Origin of the sequence: Ferruginibacter sp., from assembly GCF_031430955.1 — a bacterium.
Taxonomy (GTDB): Bacteria; Bacteroidota; Bacteroidia; order Chitinophagales; family Chitinophagaceae; genus Ferruginibacter.
Genome location: NZ_JANPCM010000096.1, coordinates 1 through 15,008, shown reverse-complemented (window position 1 = coordinate 15,008; position 15,008 = coordinate 1). Strand labels below are relative to the sequence as shown.

Sequence of the window (15,008 nt, the reverse complement as noted above, 5' to 3'; positions counted from 1 at the left end):
GTTATCACCTAAAACAAAATAGCAATTTTCAGGAATTTGTAAGGGGCCAAAATTATCCGGTGTCCAGTTGGTTTTTTTATTTAATAAATCTATACAATGGGAATAAATTGGTTTTGTTAAAAAAGAAGGTATTAAAGGAGTAATATTTGGCAAGTATTAAATAACTCCCATTCATCTTACCTTTGCCGCATGCCTCAGTTTAACTGGAACGATAGTACCAATTTATTAAGCAAACTTACCCCACGCCGTTTTTTTAACGGCATTAAAGTACTCAGCAGTTTTTATATCAGCCGCCTGTTAAACAAATCGGTGCAATGGGGTTACCCGGTTTCTGTTTCGTTTGAACCTACCACCAGCTGCAACCTTCGCTGCCCCGAATGCCCCAGCGGTTTACGCCAGTTTACCCGGCCAACAGGTATGCTGCAAAAAGATTTTTTCAGGGATACTATAGATGATATTTATAAAGAATTATTGTACCTCATTTTTTATTTTCAGGGCGAACCTTATTTAAATCCTGATTTTTTAGACATGGTAAAATATGCATCGTCAAAAGGCATTTACACCGCCACCAGTACCAATGCACATTATTTAAATGATGATAATGCAAAGCGGACTGTAGAGAGTGGATTAGACCGTTTAATAATTTCTATTGATGGCACCACACAGCAGGTGTATAAACAATACCGTGTGGGTGGCAATATTGATAAAGTAATTGAAGGGGCAAAAAATATTGTAAAATGGAAAAAGGAACTCAACAGTAAAACACCTTTTGTATTCTTTCAGTTTTTAGTAGTAAAACCAAATGAACATCAGATAGAAGATATAAAACGATTGGCCAAAGAAGTGGGTGTGGATGAAGTGCGTTTTAAAACCGCACAGGTATATGATTACGAAACCGATCCCAACAATTTAATCCCCACAACAGATAAATTCAGCCGCTATAAAAAAAATGCTGATGGTACTTATACAGCAAAAAACAAATTAGCCAACCGCTGCTGGAAGCTGCAGCATGCCAACGTAATTACCTGGGATGGATTGGTGGTGCCCTGTTGTTTTGATAAAGATGCCCTGCATCAATTGGGAAATTTAAAAAATCAATCGTTTAAACAAATTTGGCACAACGATAATTATAAACAATTTAGAAAAGAGTTAATGAACAGCCGCAAGAATATTGATATTTGTGCCAACTGCAGCGAGGGAGCCAGTGTATGGAAAGATTAACAGCAACTTACTTTTATAATTTTAAATCAACTTTAATTTATGCCTGATGTATTTAATAACCGGCTAAGGCAAATTATATTACTTATTATTATTGCATTTTTGCTTATTGCGCTTTTAACTCAGTTGTATGCTTTTTTACCCGGCCTGTTGGGTGCCGCTACTTTATACATACTCACCCGTAACTGGTACCATAAACTAATTCTTAAAAAAAGATGGAAAAAAGGACTTACGGCATTGCTTTTTATTTTGGGTTCTATCATTATTATTTCCATACCGGTTTATTTTTCAATTAAGATGGTATCGCCTAAAATAAATTCTGTGGTAAATAACCAGCACGAAGTAATGCAGGGCATACAAATTTTTTCGGATAAAATTGAAGCCTTCACCGGCATGAAAATATTTACCGATGAAAATACGAAGTCGGTAGCTGCAAAAATTTCAGGTTCAATTCCCAAATTACTCAATACCACCGCCAATGTGTTAACCAATCTTATCATGCTTTTCTTTTTGTACTATTATCTTTTGGTAAATGGCAGGGCCATTGAAAAATATCTTGGTAAAATAATTCCTTTAAAAGAAGAGAATGTAGATAAACTGGCCAGCGAAACCATAGTAATGATAAGGGCCAATGCCATTGGCATACCGATTATTTGTATTGTGCAGGGTATATTTGCCACCATTGGTTACTTAATTTTTGGCGTAAAAGATTGGGGCATGTGGGGTTTTGTAACCGGTGTATTTGCTTTTTTTCCATTGGTAGGCACCATGATAATTTGGGTGCCGCTGGTAATTTACCTGTACTCCACCGGCAATAATTACACCGCTACCGGTTTAACAATTTACAGTATTGTAGTAACCGGTAATGTTGATTATATAACAAGGCTGGGGTTGTTAAAAAAAATGGGCAATGTGCACCCTATGATAACTGTGTTGGGTGTAATAGTTGGTTTAAAATTATTTGGCTTTATGGGTTTAATTTTTGGCCCTTTATTAGTAAGCTATTTTATTATTTTAATTAAAATTTACCTTAACGAATTTGCCGAACCAACATCGGCAACTGCCGAACCATCACCAAAAGAATAATTTTTTATCATGGGTATAGAAGAAGATATTAACCAATCAAAATTCAGGAACGAATACCAGAAGGCCAGCATTAATCTCATTTATACTTTTAACTGGATGAGTGAACAAATGAAAGGTCTTTTTGAAAAACATGGGCTTACGTCGCAGCAGTTTAATATACTGCGTATTTTACGTGGTGCAGGCCAGCCGCTTTCTACTTTGCAAATACGGCAGCGCATGCTCGATAAAATGAGCGACACCAGCCGCATTGTGGACAGGCTTATTGTAAAAGAAATGGCAAAAAAAGTTATTTGCAAAAGCGATAAACGTTTGGTAGATGTTTCTATAACTGATAAAGGTAAAAAACTGCTGGCGAAATTAGATGGAAGCCAGGATGAAATGGATGCTGTACTCAGTAATTTATCTGAAGCCGATGCTAAAACATTAAATAAATTATTAGATAAAATCCGTGAACCAAAATAATTATTATTCATGAAATTTTTTGCTCCTTTTATTTTATTTTTTGCCAATTGCATATTGCATATTACATCATCGGCACAAACCAAACCCGAGTTTCGTGGTGTATGGATTGCTTCGGTTGATAATATAGACTGGCCATCAAACAAAAACTTAAATTCCGATGCTCAAAAAGCAGAGTTTATAAAAATATTAGATGGGCACAAAGCCAACGGCATGAATGCGATGGTGGTGCAAATACGTCCGGCTACCGATGCATTTTATCCTTCGCAATACGAACCCTGGAGCGAATGGCTTACAGGTAAACAGGGCCAGCCGCCAATACCTTATTACGATCCTTTAGCATTTATGCTTGCCGAAACGCATAAACGTGGTATGGAGTTTCATGCATGGATGAATCCGTACAGGGCTGAGTTTAATATTAATACTTCATCTATTGCCGCAACCCATATTACCAAGCTTCATCCCGATTGGTTTTTAACTTACGGCGATAAAAAATATTTTGATCCGGGAAACAAACAGGTACAGCAATATGTAACCAATATTGTAAAAGATGTGGTAAGCCGTTACGATGTAGATGCTATACATTTTGATGATTATTTTTATCCTTACCGCATTGCCGGGCAGGAATTTCCTGATAACGGCAACTATAAATTGTACGGCAACGGACTTAGTAAAGATGATTGGAGACGAAGCAATGTGGACTCTATAATTGTAATGCTGTACAGAGTAATAAAAAAAGAAAATGTAAAATGCCAGTTTGGTATTTCCCCATTTGGTGTGTGGCGCAATATTGATAAAGACCCTGTAAACGGCAGCAATACAAGGGCCGGCCAAACCAACTACGATGATCTGTATGCTGATATTTTATTGTGGTTAAAAAGCGGTTGGATAGATTACGTAGCACCACAAATTTATTGGGAGTTTGAGCAGAAAAATGCGCCTTATAAAATTATACTCGATTGGTGGAGTACACATACTTATGGCAAAAACTGTTACATAGGCCTGGGTATTTATAAAGCCGGCAGTAATGTTTACTGGAAAGATGTAACCCAGTTGCCCAGGCAAATAGAAGCCTTACGTAATACCCCAAACATTCAGGGTATGATATTTTTCAGCAGTAAAAGTTTTGATAAAAACCCCAATGGCTGGAGCGATAGTTTGCGGTTAAATTATTTTGCCGTGCCGGTAAAAACGCCGGAGGTAAAATAGTCTCGTGCACTTCTCCCGCGGAATGCAATTCTAATATGAGTCTTTGACTCATATTAGAAACTTCAAATTCTATACCTTTGTTTTATAATTAAGTTCTGCCCTCAAAGGCATTATTAATTATTCATTTTTAATTATCAATTATTTTTTTATGCCCGGTTTTGAACTTTGGAGCGATGCAGAACGCAAACACGTAAATGATGTTTTACAAACAGGAATTTTAATGCGCTATGGTTTTGATGGCCCACGCAAAGAAATCTGGAAAGCGAAAGAAATGGAAAATGCTGTTTGTAAAACTTTTGGTTGCAATTATGCCATGTTATTAAGCAGCGGTACAGCAGCATTAACAACAGTAATGAGTGCCTTAGGTATTGGCTATGGCGATGAAGTTATTTGCCCTTCTTTTACTTTTGTTGCCAGTTTTGAAGCAATAATTAGTGTAGGCGCTGTGCCAGTTTTGGTTGATGTAGATGATACACTTACATTAAACCCTGATGCAGTAAAAGCTGCCATTACCCCCAAAACAAAATGCATAATGCCCGTACATATGTGCGGCAGCATGGCTGATATGGATGCGCTGCAAATTATTTGTAAAGAACATAAATTGATTTTACTGGAAGATGCCTGCCAGGCAATTGGCGGCACATACAAAGGAAAGATGCTCGGCACCATTGGTGATGCAGGCACTTTTAGTTTTGATTTTGTAAAAACCATTACCTGCGGAGAAGGCGGTGTGGTAATGATGAACAGTAAAGATTTGTACGAAAAATGTGATGGCTATACTGACCATGGGCACGATCATAAAGGTGCCGACCGTGGCGCCGATTTGCACCCTTTTATTGGATACAATTTCAGGATAAGTGAACTGCATGCTGCAGTTGGTTTGGCACAAATAAACAGATTGGATGAATTTTTAACGATACAGAAAAAAAATAACGCCGCATTAAAAAATATTTTAGCCACAGTGCCCGAAATAAGTTTTCGCCGTGTGCCTGACGAAGCTGGCGACAGTGGCTCTTTTGTAAGCTGGTTTTTACCTACTGCCGAAATTACAAAAGCAGTTGTGGCCGAATTAAAAGCACAAAATATTTTAGCCGGTAATTTTTACTGGTTCGATAATAACTGGCATTACATCCGCAAATGGGATCATCTTAAAAATTCTATTACACTAAATGCGTTAAGCCCCGAGCTGAAACAAAAAGTAATGCATCATGCCAATAAAGACTTTGCTGCAAGCGATGCAGTAATGAGCCGTTGTGTTTCTACTGCTATTAGTCTAGTGTGGAGTGATGAACAGATAAAAGAGAAGGGAGAAAAAATGGTAGCGGTGATTAAGAAGGTGTTGAGTGAGATGGTGGTGAATGCGTAAATTTAATCAGAATGAATACAACCGCAGAAAAGGCTTTAAAACACGTCCAAGACTTTGAGATACAAAACAAAAGAACTCCTGCTGATCATGTAAATAATAAAGGAATTGATATCTTGTCAGTTTGTTCTCAATCAAGCGAAGAAAGGCATATTGAAGTTAAAGGAATAGGAAACAATACTTTTACTCTTTTCAGCAACTTCAATTATAAACAATTTTTAAAATCTGGGAATAAGTTTTACCTGTATGTTGTGAAAATATATCCAAACGGTGAAGAACAGTTATATATTTTAAATTACGAAGAGGTTGAAAAACTTATACCTGAAAAAAATAGAACGATATTTAATCTTGCTATAGAAAATAAGGTAAAAAGAATTTCTATAAACTATTCGATTCACTTAAAAGACATTACTGGATTCTTATTGAAAAAACAATAATCTTTGCACTATCTCAACAACCCTTCAATTGATATATCTTCATCAAGCTCTTCCCAGTGAACACCCAGCCCTTTACCAATAAAACGCCAGTTATTTAATTGAGCAGAAGTAGCTTTAGAAAGTTTAGGAAACCAGGTTAGAGGCACATTTATTTCTCTGCCATCCATTAAGTCAACACACAGCATATCATTTTCAAAAGAAATATTTTTTGCAAATACCTGTATTGTACTATTTATTAAAGTATTCATTCCATTTTTTTATTAAAGTAGATAAATTTTTATCAATTATTACTTCAATTTGTTTAAGCTCTCCCGAATTAAAACCGTAGTTATTTTCCAATATTACTGGGCTAAGCCAAAACTTTGCTGCTGCCTCAGCTTTCTCTACATGAACATGAACTGGTTCATTATTTTCATTGCTGTAAAAGAAAAATCTGAACCCGTTAATAACAAATACAGTTGGCATCAAGATAAAGTTACAAAGTCTTTTTTAAAATAAAGATAGAAATGTAACGTATAATTTTACCTTAACGTAACTCTCTTTCCCTCCATCCAGTCACATTGCTGCACACTTCCTAACCTGAACTTAAAAGGGATCTTTGTTATTTTTTCCAACTGTAATTCTTTTTTACAGAAAAAACCAAAGTTTTGAGTGTAAAAATTGCTGCTGATAATTGGTGTGGCGGAAATAATGGATTTGTTTTCGTTGGTAGTTTTAAATGCCGGGGAGCCTAAATAAAATTTATTGTCTTTTTTTACTGAATACAAATTGTAAAAACTGGGCGGATCCAATCGGGAGACAGCAACCCTGCTTTTTTCTGTTACATTACTTATAACATTTTTTTGAGCAAAAACGCCAGTTCCCACAAAAATCATGCAAAAAAATAAAAATTTAGCTTTTGCGTTCATATTACAAGTAAGTTTGTGGGTAAATTTACATTTTATAACAAGAGATACGGTCATTTGTGCATTAAAGTTTTCGCTTAGGTAAAAGTTCAGTAAATATTTACTGTTTAAGAGTGTCTCGCCTTAAGCCAGACCAATGAAGCTAAATAAAGCTCTATGCTGATAACAAAATTTTTAACAATAAAACGTAATAAATTCTCCGCCAGCTGGCGGAGATAGAGGTTATGGCATTAAGTCAGGGATTATACCAAAAACAATTACAGAAATTATCGCCCCAGCAAATTCAATTAATGAAATTGCTGCAGGTACCTACTGCCATTTTAGAAGAGCGGATTAAAGAAGAAATGGAAGAAAATCCGGCGCTGGAGCAAACAGAGGAAGATCATAAAGATGAATACGATGAGGCCAACGACGAATTTAAAGATACTGAAGATGATTTTGAGGCGGATGGCAGTACAGACGATTATGATAATTTAGACATCAGCGAATATGTAAATGATGGCGATGATGAAGTAGGTGACTATAAATTACGGGATGAAAATTATCCGGAGATTGATGATGGCAAAGTTATTCCGCACCGGGTGGAAGTGGGTTTTAACGAACTGATGCTGGAGCAACTCGGGCAACTTAATTTAGATGCTCATCAGCAAAAAATTGCCGAACAAATTATTGGCAACTTAGATGATGATGGGTATTTGCGGAGAGATATTTCTTCCATTGTGGATGATTTGGCTTTCAGGCAAAATGTTAGCACTACAGAAGAAGAGATAGGCCAATTGGTATTGCAGATACAGCAGTTTGACCCTCCCGGCATTTGTGCAAGAAACCTGCAGGAATGTTTGCTGCTGCAGTTAGAAAGAAAATTAGATGAAGGTAAAGCGGTAGAAATAGCGATGAAAGTATTAGATAAATACTTTGATGAGTTTACAAAAAAACATTACGAAAAAATACAGCGTGGCTTAACACTTAGCGATGAACAATTAAGAGAAGTTATTAAGCAGATAGTAAAATTAAATCCTAAACCGGCGGGTAATATTGGTGATACCAACAAAGGTGAAAGCTATGTGATACCCGATTTTTTTATTTACAACAATGCCGGTAAATTAGAATTAACGCTTAACAGTAAAAATGCCCCCGATCTTAGAATTAGTGAAGGCTACAGGGATATGCTGAAAGATTACGAACGTGGCAGTAAAAAAGATAAGCGTCAAAAAGAAGCGGTACTTTTTATTAAACAAAAAATTGATGCCGCCAAATGGTTTATTGATGCTATTAAACAGCGGCAAAATACTTTGCTGAATACGATGGAGGCTATAATGAATTATCAGCATGATTTTTTTGTTACCGGCGATGAAACAGAACTGCGGCCGATGATTTTAAAATATATTGCCGAAGCTACCAACCTTGATATTTCTACAGTAAGCCGTGTGGCCAACAGTAAATTTGTGCAAACAGAATTTGGTACCTACCGGCTTAAGTTTTTCTTTAGCGAAAGTTTACAAACCGACAGTGGCGAAGAAGTAAGTACAAGGGAAGTAAAAAAAATATTGAGCGATTTTATTGAAGAAGAAAGTAAAAAGCACCCGCTGAGTGATGAGCGCCTTACAGAATTATTGCAGGAAAAAGGATACAATATTGCACGGCGTACGGTTGCTAAATACAGGGAGCAATTGAATATTCCGGTGGCCCGTTTAAGAAAAGTTTTATGATGACTAACAATAGACAACAGACAACTGACAACAGACAACTGACAATTGATGATGTGCAAACTCCTGTAGTCTATAGTCAGTGGTCAATCGTCAGCATTTTAGCGCATTTTTTTTCTTATGTTTTTCATCCGCTGTTTATACCATTGTATGCCATAAGTTTTTTAATTTTTTTTCATCCATCTTATTTTGCAGGCTTTACACTGTATGAAAAATACCGGGTATTATTAACTACCGTTTTAAACACTGTTTTTTTTCCGGCATTTGCAGTTTTATTGATGAAGGGTTTAGGGTTTATTAAATCAATTTTTTTAGTTACTCCGCAAGACAGGATTGGACCTTATCTCTCCAGTATGATCTTTTATTTTTGGGCAGCGTGGGTATTTTTTAAAATGGATCCCCAGCTTGCACTTATACTGCCATCATTTATGACAGGGGTTTTTCTTACCACAGTTGTTGGCTTACTCAGTAATATTTATTTTAAAATAAGCATGCATGCCATGGGCATGGGTGGCTTGCTGGGTTTGTTTTTAATAATAATGACTTACAATACCATGTTAATGACATGGCCCTTATGCATAGCTTTATTAATTACGGGGTTGGTTTGTACCAGCCGTTTAATAATAAGCAACCATACACAAAAAGAAATTTATTGGGGATTATTTTTTGGCATTGTTTGCCAGCTTGCTGCTGCAATATTTATTCTTTAAAAAAAGAATGCCCCACCATGCGGTGAGGTATCTTTCTCCTGTTGTGCCTAACAATTGAAACTTTAACTGTAGATTGAAAAAAGCCTAACTGTTTAGTATTTTTGAAGCAGCAATATATTTTTTTGTTGGGTGATACAGAAACATACAACTGCCATTTTTTATTGCGTCAATTATTTTTTTATTTATTTTTTGTGGCACTGCCGGGCAACCATAACTTCTGCCCAGGTAACCATTAAACTGTATAAATTTTTCATCGGCATAAGCGGCTCCATGCATTACTATTGCTCTTTCCAGTGCTTTATCGTTAATGCCCTTTTCGCAGCCATTTAATTTTAAAGAATAACCATTACCGCCATTGTAAGTATTACCGGTAATAAAAAATCCTAAACTTGTTTTATGAGATGCTTCTGCATTTGAAAAATCACTGGCATATTCCAACCCTGAGTTTCTTCCGTGTGCCACTACTGAATTAAACAAAACTTCTCCGCTGTTCATATCCAGCACATACAATCTTTTTTGAGAAGAGGGTTTGCTGTAATCAACAATTGTAAGTACGTTACTGTTATTTAATAATTTTTTGCCGAGCAAATATTTATAACCTTTTACTGCATCGTTAAATACCTCGTAAGATAAACCTGCGGCTGTTAAATTCCACTCTGCATAACAATTTACTGTTGATGATATAACCGGCACCTCAACCAAAGGAAGTTTAATTGTTAGTTTATTTTCAGTAAGAGGAGAAGCGGCATTTGCCATCAGCAGCAATGCAGGCAGCATTAATGCGTTACGGATTAATTTCATTCTTATAGTTTTCAGTTTGGATACGGCGATATAAAATCGTACATATAAATCGTTTTAAACAACGGTTTTATTGTGCAGATAAATCAAAGCAAATAAATTTAATTTTTTAGAATATTTAACAGCGTAAATGTACTTGGTGTGTTTACAAAAAAGCGATGCTTAAAAAGGGTATTAATCTCAATTATTAGAGTTTATTTTAAAAAATTATTCAAAAATTTTAAAAACATATATTAAAACCAGCTCAGCATTATTAAAGTTGATTTTAATTTTTACATAAACACTTGTACCGCAGCACAAAAAGTGTTATCTTTTGGTTATAGCAACCTTAGTGCTTTTTTTTACGATTATTATTAAAAGTTTTAAAGCTTAGTTTTTGTTAACTGCCGACGAATTAAACCTGCAAATAAGGGGCTGCGCCCTTAACGAGAGAGAGAGCCAAAAAAAATTGTACAACTCTTTCTATGGCTATGCTATGTCTGTATGCGACCGCTATACCAGCAGGGACGAAGATGCTTCTGAAATACTAAACGACGGGTTTATTAAAATTTTTAAAGAGATACATAATTTTAAACCTGCTTACAGCGATGTGATAAGCTCTTTTAAAGGCTGGTTAAGAAAAATAATGGTATATACCGCTATTGATCATTTTAGAAAAAATAATAAACATCAAAATGTAATAGAACTGGATGCGGCAGTGGTGCATTTGCCGATTGAATCAGAAACAGCTGTTGATAAAATTTCGCATGATGAAATAATACGGTTTATACAGGATCTGTCGCCGGCCTACCGCACTGTGTTGAATCTTTTTATTGTAGAAGGATTTAGCCATGAAGAAATTTCCAAACACCTGGATATTTCAGTAGGCACATCAAAATCAAATCTTGCTAAAGCAAGAAAACAATTACAAAAGATATTGTACCACCAAAATAAAACCTTAATTGCCAAAAATGCCTGACGAAGAAATTGATAACCTGATAAGGGATGCCGCCAACCAGCATCATCCGCCTTATGATGATAAAGCATGGGGTAAGATGGAGGAGTTGCTGGATAAACATTTGCCTCAAAAAAAAGACAGAAAAAAATATATTTTCTTCATCCTGTTTTTTTTAGTGCTGGTCAGTGCTGTTATTTTTTCTGTTAATAATGCAGGAAAGAAAACTGTAACGGCTGAAGCTAAACAGCAAAAAGCAAAATCTGTTGCTGATCCAAAAGATTTTACATCATCATCTGATAATAATCCTGATAAAATAACTGCTGAAACATCAGGTAATACTTCCTCATCAACTCAAAATGTTACACCAGCAGCTACTGCAAATAATACTAATACAGAAAACACGTTGCCGGGTACAAAAAAACTTACGTTGGCAAATAATACAAACGAAACTGGCGGCAATGCAAAATTAAAGTACAGTAAAAAAAGCCGCTTTGCAATAAAAATAAAAAAGCCTGCAAAAGTTTCAGATAACGAAGCTGATTTATCTGCTCAAAAAAATGCCATTGTAAAAAACAGTGATGACGAAAATATGGTTAACGCTCCCGAAACTGTAAATACAAATAAGGCGGATTTAAAAATAGCAATAATAAAAACAGATTCAGTTACCGAAAAAGCTGAAAATACAAATGTTGAAAAAGAAAAAATAGCATCAGAAAAAAAGGAACCAATTTCTGCTGTTGTAAAAGAAAAGAAAAATAGCAATAAAAAATTTGCAAATAATTTTGCTCTTACTTTATCTGCAGGTGAAGAATTAAGTTATATACATATTAATAATTCCGGAAAGCTTAAGCCTTTTTATGGCGCTGGATTAAGTTATAATTTATTAAACCGCTTTACACTCCGTTCTGGCTTATTTGTTTCTAAAAAAATATATTATGCCACAGCAGCACAATATAAATTTCCGGCAGGCACAACTGTAAATCCCTGGTTGCAAAAAATAAATGCCGATTGTAATGTTTTTGAAATACCGCTTACGCTGCAATATAATTTTAAGCAGGTAAAAAATCATAACTGGTATGGCGGTATGGGTTTTTCCTCTTATTTAATGAAGAAAGAAATATATGATTACCAGTACAAAGGTGCAAGCGGACAAGTATGGAGTTATAAGCGTACTTACAAAAACGAAAATGAAAATTATTTTTCTGTACTTACACTTTCTGGCGGATACCAGTATAAATTAAATCATCGTATTTCTTTTTTAGCTGAGCCCTTTTTAAAAATACCCATAAACGGTATTGGCGCCGGTAAAGTAAAACTTAACAGTGCCGGCCTTTTATTTACAGCAGCAGTAAAACCATTTGCAAAAAAGAAAAAGTGAATTTAAAAAATGAAGTATAAAAGGGCACTTTAATTTTAAGAGCCCTTTTTAATATTAAGCATCACAAAGCAAAATTTATTATTTCTTTTTGTCCCTGAACAAAACAAAATTTCTAGCAATTGTAAATCCCCAGCGGTACTGCCCTTTGCCCCAGCTTGTATAGGTACGTGGTATAAACCTGTTTTCTAAAATATTAGTGGTGTTAGTAAAGTTGAGATGAAACATATGCCCCGGTGTTAAAATTTCAAAGCCAATACCAAAAGCATCGTATCGTTTGGCATCGTAGTAGTTGGCGTATTGTGCTGCCAATGCTGCTTCCGATTCTTTAGAGCGGAAGGCATGAAAATAATCAGCTACTAAAATAAATTTTTTACTTAATGGCAAACGAACACCACCACCTAATGCAAACAAATTTTTTTGGTCGTTAAGCACCACATAATTGGTGTGTACATAAGTTGGGCTTAGTTGCAAACTGAGTTTGCCAAATTTTCTTGCTATCATTAATTGCACTACCTGGCTCATCCTGTCGGAGAATTTAGTAAAATGATTTTCGTTTACTTTTAACTGTCCAATACTGGTGTCGGTATCTGCCCTCATTGCCGATATTACATTGTTGGCAAATAAAGTTACTGCTACACGATGTGCAGGATCATTTTCTATTTGTTGTAAAAACTGGTACTTTACTCCCATTTCAATTAACTGCGATAAATTTCCGCCGCCCCTTGTTCTTGATAAAAAAACATTTAGTTTATCGCTCAGCCCGGCCTGAAAAGCAATTTTTACATCTGTGGCATTATCTAATCCATAAAAAGTTTTGGCGCCTCCGTTATCCCCGGCTATATCACCAAAATTATGCACTACTTTAAATTCTAAAATACCTTTACGTAAAACTTCTACTGTATTTGCATTAATTAATTTTTGAGAATAAAAGACAGGCGTTGGTTCCTTAGCTTTAGATTTAGGCTCATCCATTGAAGCCATTAATTTTGATACTGCAGTATCTTCCTGTGCAAAAACACTGCTTCCAATACAAACAAAAAGTAATAAACATAATTTTCTCATACAATAATTTTAGGTTTAAGTTAATAACGTAAGGTAAAGCCAATTGGTTGCCGTTGCATTAAAGGAATAAATTTATACATTCAACTAATGCAATTTTTTAAGTTTAGGCCGAAAATATTCCTGAGTAAATTAATTCTTTCAGCTGATTAACATTTCCTTTAGTAATTCATTAACAATAAAAAATGGCTTTTTCGAGGCATAAAAAAAAATTTTTTCATACTCCTATTCTATATAAAATCAGTGCTTTAGAGCCTGCAAAACCAATTAATTTTTGGTCAATTTTTTTAAATAAAAAAAATTATGGCACGGTTTTGGAAACTATGGCAGCAGATACCGAAAAATACTGTTATCAATTAGTTTATCAAATTTTTTTAATCATAAAATCTATTATCATGAGCACAACAAATTTTCCAACTCCTTCGCAGGAAACACAGGTTGTAACAACCCGTAAAACCAATACTGCAAAAAACGCTGTTATAGGTGTACTGGCAGCAGCAGTTTTAGGCCTTGGTGGTTACATGGTTTACGACAAGAACAAAAATTCAGAAACTATTCAGCAGCAACAAACAACAATTGCAAAAGTTACTGACGAAAAAAGCGATATCCAGGTGAGCTTTGATGCATCACTTGCCAGGCTTGATTCAATGACTACTGCTAACACCGGTTTAAACAGCCAGTTGAATGATAAGAATTCTGAAATTACTAAAGTAAAAGCAGAAATCCGCAGCATTTTAAATAAGAAAAATGCAACTGCCGGTGAACTGGCAAGAGCTAGAAAACTTATTGCTTCTTTAAACGATAAAATTTCTGTTTTAGAAGCAGATGTTGCAAGACTTACAGGAGAAAATCAAACATTATCTAACGACAAAGTTGTTTTAACCCAGGAAAAAGAGAAAGTTACTCAGGATCTGGCTGCAACCACAGTTGTTAAAGAAGAATTAGAAAAGAAAGTTGATGTAGCATCTACATTAAATGCTTCTAACATTGTTATTACTCCTGTAAACATTAAAAGAAACGGTAAAGAAAAAGTATCAAGCACTGCAAAGCGTGTAGATAAACTTTTAGTAAGCTTTGATGTTACTAACCGTATTGCACAACCGGGTTCAACTGATGTTTATGTAGTGGTTATAGGCCCGGATGGCCAACCAGTTGCTACAGGAACTGAAACTTTTACAACACGTGATGATGGCGCTAAAAGTTACACAGCTAAATTACCTGTAGAAATTGAAACCGCTAAAAGGAAAAACGTTGAGTTTGCTTTTGCACCAGGCAGCAACTTTCAACAGGGAAGTTATAAAATAATGATTTATCAAAATGGATTTTTAATTGGAGAAGGTGTACGTGAATTAAAGAAAGGTGGTTTATTCAGTTAATATAATAATATTGATAATTTAATATCTATAGAAAATATTAAAAGCCCCGGATTTAAAAATTCGGGGCTTTTAATATTATAAGACTTTTCCTTCCAGAAATAGCGGTACACAAAAAACAGCGTTATATCAGATCTATCAACTTATGTGAAGCGAACCCAGTGAGATTAAAGTATGTCCTTAGTGCATTGAACACGTTAAATTATCTACTAAGGCGGCTAGGGTAAATATAGTATTCAATCACAATCTATTGTTATCAATCAGCTCAGAAAATATAGTATTTTTAATTGGGAAAATCAAACCCCTTCAAATATGCCCAAAAGCCCTTAACAAAAAACTATGGAGCCGGAGGCCAAAAGTAAAGTTGCTG

General features: G+C 35.3%; 16 protein-coding genes. 11 read left to right on the top strand and 5 right to left on the bottom strand.

Annotated elements, in window-relative coordinates; genetic code table 11:
- Window positions 1-189 precede the first annotated feature (189 nt).
- The 6 genes from ACY65O_RS02715 (at window position 190) to ACY65O_RS02690 (ending at window position 5,772) form a co-directional block, all read left to right on the top strand.
- Window positions 190-1,221, top strand: a complete 1,032-nt coding sequence (locus tag ACY65O_RS02715; protein ID WP_462219315.1) for a radical SAM/SPASM domain-containing protein — start codon at window positions 190-192, stop codon at window positions 1,219-1,221.
- A gap of 39 nt (window positions 1,222-1,260) precedes the next feature.
- Window positions 1,261-2,304: an AI-2E family transporter gene (locus ACY65O_RS02710; protein ID WP_462219314.1), complete on the top strand. Its 1,044-nt coding sequence runs from the start codon at window positions 1,261-1,263 to the stop codon at window positions 2,302-2,304.
- A gap of 9 nt (window positions 2,305-2,313) precedes the next feature.
- Complete coding sequence (locus ACY65O_RS02705; protein WP_462219313.1) at window positions 2,314-2,766, top strand: MarR family winged helix-turn-helix transcriptional regulator; 453 nt, start codon at window positions 2,314-2,316, stop codon at window positions 2,764-2,766.
- A gap of 9 nt (window positions 2,767-2,775) precedes the next feature.
- Complete coding sequence (locus ACY65O_RS02700; protein WP_462219312.1) at window positions 2,776-3,972, top strand: glycoside hydrolase family 10 protein; 1,197 nt, start codon at window positions 2,776-2,778, stop codon at window positions 3,970-3,972.
- 148 nt (window positions 3,973-4,120) lie between these two features.
- Window positions 4,121-5,338, top strand: a complete 1,218-nt coding sequence (locus ACY65O_RS02695) for a DegT/DnrJ/EryC1/StrS family aminotransferase (RefSeq protein WP_462219311.1) — start codon at window positions 4,121-4,123, stop codon at window positions 5,336-5,338.
- 11 nt (window positions 5,339-5,349) lie between these two features.
- A complete protein-coding gene (locus tag ACY65O_RS02690; RefSeq protein WP_462219310.1) occupies window positions 5,350-5,772 on the top strand; it encodes a protein NO VEIN domain-containing protein in 423 nt (140 codons plus the stop codon).
- Between the two features lie 8 nt (window positions 5,773-5,780).
- On the opposite strand, the gene ACY65O_RS02685 is transcribed toward ACY65O_RS02690, so the two are convergent.
- From ACY65O_RS02685 to ACY65O_RS02675, 3 genes are read right to left on the bottom strand one after another with little or no spacing between them, the layout of a single operon-like run.
- Window positions 5,781-6,020 carry a DUF2442 domain-containing protein gene (locus ACY65O_RS02685; protein ID WP_462219309.1) on the bottom strand — a complete coding sequence of 80 codons (240 nt, stop codon included), beginning with the start codon at window positions 6,018-6,020 and terminating at the stop codon, window positions 5,781-5,783.
- Window positions 6,001-6,237: a DUF4160 domain-containing protein gene (locus ACY65O_RS02680; protein ID WP_462219308.1), complete on the bottom strand. Its 237-nt coding sequence runs from the start codon at window positions 6,235-6,237 to the stop codon at window positions 6,001-6,003. The genes ACY65O_RS02685 and ACY65O_RS02680 overlap by 20 nt, the downstream gene beginning before the upstream one ends.
- A gap of 56 nt (window positions 6,238-6,293) precedes the next feature.
- Window positions 6,294-6,680: a hypothetical protein gene (locus ACY65O_RS02675; RefSeq protein ID WP_462219307.1), complete on the bottom strand. Its 387-nt coding sequence runs from the start codon at window positions 6,678-6,680 to the stop codon at window positions 6,294-6,296.
- 221 nt (window positions 6,681-6,901) lie between these two features.
- On the opposite strand from ACY65O_RS02675, the gene rpoN reads away from it, so the two are divergent.
- Both rpoN and ACY65O_RS02665 read left to right on the top strand, forming a co-directional pair.
- A complete protein-coding gene (rpoN, locus tag ACY65O_RS02670) occupies window positions 6,902-8,386 on the top strand; it encodes an RNA polymerase factor sigma-54 (RefSeq protein WP_462219306.1) in 1,485 nt (494 codons plus the stop codon).
- On the top strand, window positions 8,383-9,093 hold the full coding sequence (locus ACY65O_RS02665) for a hypothetical protein (protein WP_462219305.1): 711 nt from the start codon (window positions 8,383-8,385) through the stop codon (window positions 9,091-9,093). Before rpoN ends, ACY65O_RS02665 begins: the two co-directional genes overlap by 4 nt.
- Window positions 9,094-9,177: 84 nt before the next feature.
- Here the strand turns inward: ACY65O_RS02665 and ACY65O_RS02660 are convergent, their stop codons facing one another.
- The gene (locus tag ACY65O_RS02660) at window positions 9,178-9,894 is read right to left on the bottom strand and encodes a murein L,D-transpeptidase catalytic domain family protein (protein WP_462219304.1); all 717 of its coding nucleotides are present in this window, start codon (window positions 9,892-9,894) and stop codon (window positions 9,178-9,180) included.
- A 373-nt stretch (window positions 9,895-10,267) separates the two neighbouring features.
- Here ACY65O_RS02660 and ACY65O_RS02655 point away from each other — a divergent pair, with 373 nt between their 5' ends.
- Entirely contained in the window at window positions 10,268-10,849 is a 582-nt protein-coding gene (locus tag ACY65O_RS02655) for an RNA polymerase sigma factor (RefSeq protein ID WP_462219303.1), read from the top strand.
- Window positions 10,842-12,206: a porin family protein gene (locus tag ACY65O_RS02650; protein WP_462219302.1), complete on the top strand. Its 1,365-nt coding sequence runs from the start codon at window positions 10,842-10,844 to the stop codon at window positions 12,204-12,206. Before ACY65O_RS02655 ends, ACY65O_RS02650 begins: the two co-directional genes overlap by 8 nt.
- Before the next feature lie 78 nt (window positions 12,207-12,284).
- Here ACY65O_RS02650 and ACY65O_RS02645 read toward each other — a convergent pair whose 3' ends face one another.
- The gene (locus tag ACY65O_RS02645; protein WP_462219301.1) at window positions 12,285-13,268 is read right to left on the bottom strand and encodes a DUF5777 family beta-barrel protein; all 984 of its coding nucleotides are present in this window, start codon (window positions 13,266-13,268) and stop codon (window positions 12,285-12,287) included.
- A 392-nt stretch (window positions 13,269-13,660) separates the two neighbouring features.
- Here ACY65O_RS02645 and ACY65O_RS02640 point away from each other — a divergent pair, with 392 nt between their 5' ends.
- Window positions 13,661-14,641, top strand: a complete 981-nt coding sequence (locus ACY65O_RS02640; protein ID WP_462219300.1) for a hypothetical protein — start codon at window positions 13,661-13,663, stop codon at window positions 14,639-14,641.
- The last annotated feature ends 367 nt before the right edge of the window (window positions 14,642-15,008 follow it).